This is a genomic window from Bordetella petrii (assembly GCF_020991325.1).
In the GTDB taxonomy this organism is placed as follows: domain Bacteria; phylum Pseudomonadota; class Gammaproteobacteria; order Burkholderiales; family Burkholderiaceae_B; genus Bordetella_A; species Bordetella_A petrii_E.
The window spans coordinates 1-4,781 of sequence record NZ_JAJMLX010000319.1 but is presented as its reverse complement, the minus strand read 5'-3'; the positions used below and the strand labels follow the sequence as shown (position 1 = coordinate 4,781).

Below are 4,781 nucleotides of genomic sequence, written 5' to 3'. Positions count from 1 at the left end.
CTTTACCTAAAATCATGGCGGTATATGTACCTACCATATAGGCAGTCATTTCCTTAAATTTCATACCCAGTTCACTTTCAAGGTATGACGGCATCCAGTTATTTACGCCATAGTAACCAAACTGTAAAAAGCCTGCGGTTAAAGCCCACAAGATAAACATATTTCGGTTTCGTTTATCTTGGAAAATAAGTTTAAATGCTGAAGTTTTCGATGCGTTTTGAGCCAAAACAGGTTGTTGTAGTCGAGACTTTTGCCATGCTTCTGGTTCGGGTACAAGCACATGCATGAGAACAGCAATAATGACGGGAATAATCGCAACATAAAACAGCATGCGCCAACCATGATCAGGAATAATCCAACCTGCAAGCAAAGTCGCAACAATATATCCTACGGTCCAGCCAGCTTCCCGCCGGTTGCGCCGACGAACGGCCGGCATTGCGGCTGTGGCGCGCCGTGCTGGCGCTGCTGCAGCACCGTGACGACGATTGCCGGCGCGAACTGGAGTCGTTGGCAAGCACCATGGCCGGCTTCGATCTTCCGGCGCAATACCTGGTTCTGGTGGTTCGCGGGCTGCTGGCCGTACATTCCGACGACATGGACCTGGCCATGCAGCTGTATCCGCAGTTGCAGGCCGCGCCCGCGCAGGCCGAAGACATTGCCCTGGCGGGCGGGCGCAACGTGCTGGCGTGGATTCACATCTACCGCAACGAGTACGCGCTGGCCCGCGCCGTGCAACAGAACCCGGCGCGCGGCCGCGCGCCCATGACCACCCCGTTCGGAATATTGACGGGCCGCTGCATGGTCGGCTTCAGCCTGGCGCTGGAAGGGCAGATGAACGCGGCCGAACACCTGTACCGCGACGTGCTGTACGAATGCGGCAAGATCGGCGATTCCGCCTCGGAGACCGCCACGCTGGCCAGCGGCCTGCTATGCGAAGTGCTGTACGAACTGGGCAACCTGGACGAGGTGCTGTCGCTGCGTGGCCAGTTACGCGAATTCGAACGCCTGTCGCTGCCGGACACCATGCTGCGCGTCATGCTGGTGCTTAGCCGCACCCTGGCGTTGAAGCACCGTTTCGACGAGGCGCTGGCCATCGTGCTCCGCCTGGATCGCTACGCGCGCGACCGCAAGCTGGACAGGCTGCTTTCCTACAGCCTGCTGGAGCAATTCCGCCTGCACCTGCTCGGCGGCGCCGCCGGGCAGGCCGCCGCGTGCTGGAGCGAAATCCGGGCGCTGCGCGCCCGGCATGCGCAAGTGGAATCCAGCGTGCTCAGCGAAGTATCCGTGGTGGCCGACAGGGCCCACATCTTGCTGTGCCTGCACGAACAACGCCTGGACGACGCGCGCGGCAAGATACAGGCGCTGATCGACGTCTGCGCCCAGCGCGGGCGCAATCGCCGCGTGGCGGCCCTGTACTTCCAACTGGCCGCCATCCACCGCGCCTCCGGCGACCTGCCCGGCGCCCACCAGCACACCGTCAAGGCATTGCAGATCGGCCATCAGCTGGGCCTGGTGCGCAGCCTGCTGGATGCCCACCCCGACGTGCCCGAACTGGCGACCTTGGCCCTGGAATCCTGCACGCTGGATGCCCTGCTGGTGTTCCACGCCGACCGCCTGCGCGCGGCGGCCGGGTCGGGGCCCCTGGCCCAGGCCGCGATCGGCGGCATGGACGGCGCCGATGCCGTGTCCGCCACTCCAACGCCAGACGGGCATCTGACCGAACGCGAGCGGGAAGTGGTGCGGTTGCTGGCCCTGGCGCTGCCCAACAAGAAAATCGCGCGCGAACTGGGCCTGTCGCCGGAAACCGTCAAATGGCACCTGAGCAATATTTATTCAAAGCTGGGCGTCGCCACGCGGGACGAGGTGGTGGCGCGCATGCGGGAATAGGGCGGCACGCGTCCCGAGTACGATGTTTCCTAACCCGTTGATCCACTGCGCTGGATAAGTCCAGCAGGAATCCACACCATGTTCAGAACCGCAATATTCATCTCATCGCTGGCCATCCTGTCCGGCTGCGCCTCATCCAGCGAACGCCCCATCGGCATGGCAAACCCGGCCTCAGTGTATTGCCAGGAGAAAGGCGGACAGGTGCAGATCGTGGACGGCCCGGGCGGCCAGGTGGGCATGTGCGTGTTCCCCGACGGCCAGGCCGTCGAGGAATGGGAACTGTACCGGCGCGAGCATCCGGAAATCAGAAGCTAGCCGCCATCGGCGGTGAAACGGTGGCGCTGCGGGATAGGGCATTGACGCGTATGCCCCAGGCATTGACCGCCAGGTAAGGTCCCTCGGGAATTATTCGCAAATAAGCGAATACTCCAGCGCACCGTCTGCAATATTCAAACTAAAAGAATCCAAACTGCGTGGATAAAGATACAAATTAGCGAATAGTTACTCGATGCTTCTATATAACAATCGAGTTAACAATACTTAACTTCATGTTTCCGTCTTGCCGACGGTATCTTGCTCGTCCATCGTGCGCAAACCGCTTGCCTGTCCGCTGGCGGCGAAGCAGCAAATGGGGCCTTCCAGAATGCTGGCTTCAGTGCCCCGATGCGACTTACAGGATCGAACATGACTTGCACCCTGCCCATCGAACCGGCCGAGCTGTCCTTCATACGGGGGGCGGCTTCCAGTACCAAAGCTGGCGCCATGGAGGGCCATGCCGGCAAGCGGGCCATTCAGGTTTATCCGTGCACCGAGGCGGCGCAGGCACGTGTGGCGTCCCATTGCTTTGGGCGGCCCGGGGCATGGCTGTTGCTCTATGCGCAGCGCGGCATCATCCTGCACTTGAAGGGCGAACCGCGTACCCTGGCCGACGGTGAGCTAAGGGTGGTGTACAGCGCAGACATGCAGGCCGACGGCTTCGCGGATTTTCGGGGGACAGCGTTGCTGATGCACGAGGCATCGATCTCGCCCCAGGATCGTCAGTTGCTGGCCCGTCAAGCGCGTAACGCAAAGTTCCATCATGGCTGGGGGCGTCTGCTGGCAGCCTATATCGACAGTCTCGATGCAGAAACACTCGATTCGATCGGCAACGAGGCGGCGGGCTGGCCGCTGCTGGAGCAGCAAATCATGGCATTGCTGCGCCGCGGTTCGCAGGCCTCGCTTCATGTCGTCCGCGGCGTCCAGCCCGGCAACACACGGCGCGGCGCGCACTCGCGCGGGGAAATGTTGTTCGACCGCATATGTGCGTGGGTTGCCGCCAACGCCACCAATCCTGAAATGGCTTCGGACTACGTCGCCAGTCATTTCGGAATTTCGTCGCGCTACATGCAGAGTCTCTTCGCGAGTCATGGCGGTGGCGCCACGTTCGTGTCCTTCCTGCGCGAACAGCGTTTGCGGCGCGCACGGGAAGCGCTAGCCGCGCCGGGCTGCGAGCACCAGACTATTTCGGAAATCAGCTGGAACTGCGGGTTCTCCGATCCGGTGCATTTCGGCAAGACGTTCCGTGAATTCTTCGGAGTGACCCCGGGCCAGGCGCGCCGCGACCCGGCGCGTACCAGCAACGCGCCGCTTGCCTCCTGATCTGCGCGTGGGCATTCAAGAAGAAATGGGGAATTAACAATCCTTGTACTTGGGTGCGCTCTGCTACTGCTTCACTGCGCAAAAACACTAAGGGATCGCTGAGGAAGAAAGCGACTATTACGGCGCCGAGATCAGAGACGACAACGCCGTTCCCGTGGCTGGTCCGAAGGCCTGCCGGCACATGTCAGCCAGGTAAACGGCACCGCAGTCATCCAGGTCGTGAGCATCAACCGCCTTGGCAAGCCAAGGCGGGTCGTACTGCGACGAGCCTGGGCATTCGCGAATTTTTCTTCAGCGTCGGCGGCGCGGCCTCCGGCTTCCTCGATATCTACTGAGAGCAGAGTTCAGCATGAATAAGACATACCGCACAGTGTGGTGCGAGTCGACGCGTACGTTCGTCGCGGTTGCAGAGAATGTCAAGGCGCGCGGCAAGCGCGGTTCCAGCGCTCGGCTGATGGCGCGTGCCGCGTTGGCGGTGGTTGTGGCCGGTGCCATGGGGGTGGCCCAGGCGGTGGTCACGATAGGGGATACCAGCAACCCGGGCAGCTGGAATGGCGACGAGATCGTATTCAGCGATGGCAGCGGCCGCATTGTATTCAGCCAGGGTGGTACGGTAACTGGCCTGAATGACGCCGCACTGGATGCCAGCAGCACGGACGCCGTTACTGGCCGCCAGGTGCATGCCGTGGACCAGAAGGCCCAGAGCGCGCTGGCGGCGGTGGCCAGCCTGGATGACAGCGCCGTGAAGTTCAATGCGGCCAAGACCCAGATCGATGCCCAGGGCGCCAAGATCACCAATCTGCAAGACGGCTCGGTGGCCGCCGGCAGTAAAGAGGCCGTGACGGGCGGCCAGCTGCACACCGTGGACCAGAAGGCGCAGGCTGCCCAGGCGGCAGTGAATACGCTCGATGCCAGCGCGGTAAAGTTCAATGCGGGCAAGACGGCCATCGACGCGGGCAACGCCAAGATCACCAATCTGCAGAACGGGTCGGTGGCGGCCGGCAGCAAAGAAGCGGTAACGGGCGGCCAACTCCACGTGACCAACCAGAACGTCGATACGGTCAACCAGCGCTTGCAGAACCTGGGCCTGGCAAACGCCACGGACGAGTACACGGGCATCAAGTATTTCCGCGTCGAGTCGGCCAAGGATGATGCGCTGGCAAGCGGGGCGGACGCGGTCGCCATCGGACCCGAGGCCCAGGCCGCAGGCGACGCGAGCATCGCCATGGGCGATGGCGCCGCCACGCAGGCCACCG

The 4,781-nt window shown here is 62.0% G+C and carries 5 protein-coding genes; 4 read left to right on the top strand and 1 reads right to left on the bottom strand.

Annotated elements, in window-relative coordinates; all coding sequences use genetic code 11:
- A partial coding sequence (locus LPZ50_RS21835; RefSeq protein WP_230664898.1) for an MFS transporter occupies window positions 1–436 on the bottom strand: 436 nt, incomplete at its 3' end.
- Between LPZ50_RS21835 and LPZ50_RS21830 the strand changes: the two genes are divergently transcribed.
- From LPZ50_RS21830 to LPZ50_RS21815, 4 genes are all read left to right on the top strand, one after another.
- On the top strand, window positions 436–1,887 hold the full coding sequence (locus LPZ50_RS21830; RefSeq protein WP_230664896.1) for a helix-turn-helix transcriptional regulator: 1,452 nt from the start codon (window positions 436–438) through the stop codon (window positions 1,885–1,887). The genes LPZ50_RS21835 and LPZ50_RS21830 overlap by 1 nt on opposite strands.
- Window positions 1,888–1,965: 78 nt before the next feature.
- Window positions 1,966–2,202, top strand: a complete 237-nt coding sequence (locus LPZ50_RS21825) for a DUF333 domain-containing protein (protein ID WP_230664894.1) — start codon at window positions 1,966–1,968, stop codon at window positions 2,200–2,202.
- A gap of 369 nt (window positions 2,203–2,571) precedes the next feature.
- Window positions 2,572–3,525, top strand: coding sequence for an AraC family transcriptional regulator (locus LPZ50_RS21820; RefSeq protein ID WP_230664892.1), 954 nt, complete (start codon window positions 2,572–2,574; stop codon window positions 3,523–3,525).
- A gap of 349 nt (window positions 3,526–3,874) precedes the next feature.
- Window positions 3,875–4,781: ESPR-type extended signal peptide-containing protein (locus tag LPZ50_RS21815; RefSeq protein WP_268903539.1), on the top strand; the 907-nt coding region annotated here is incomplete at its 3' end.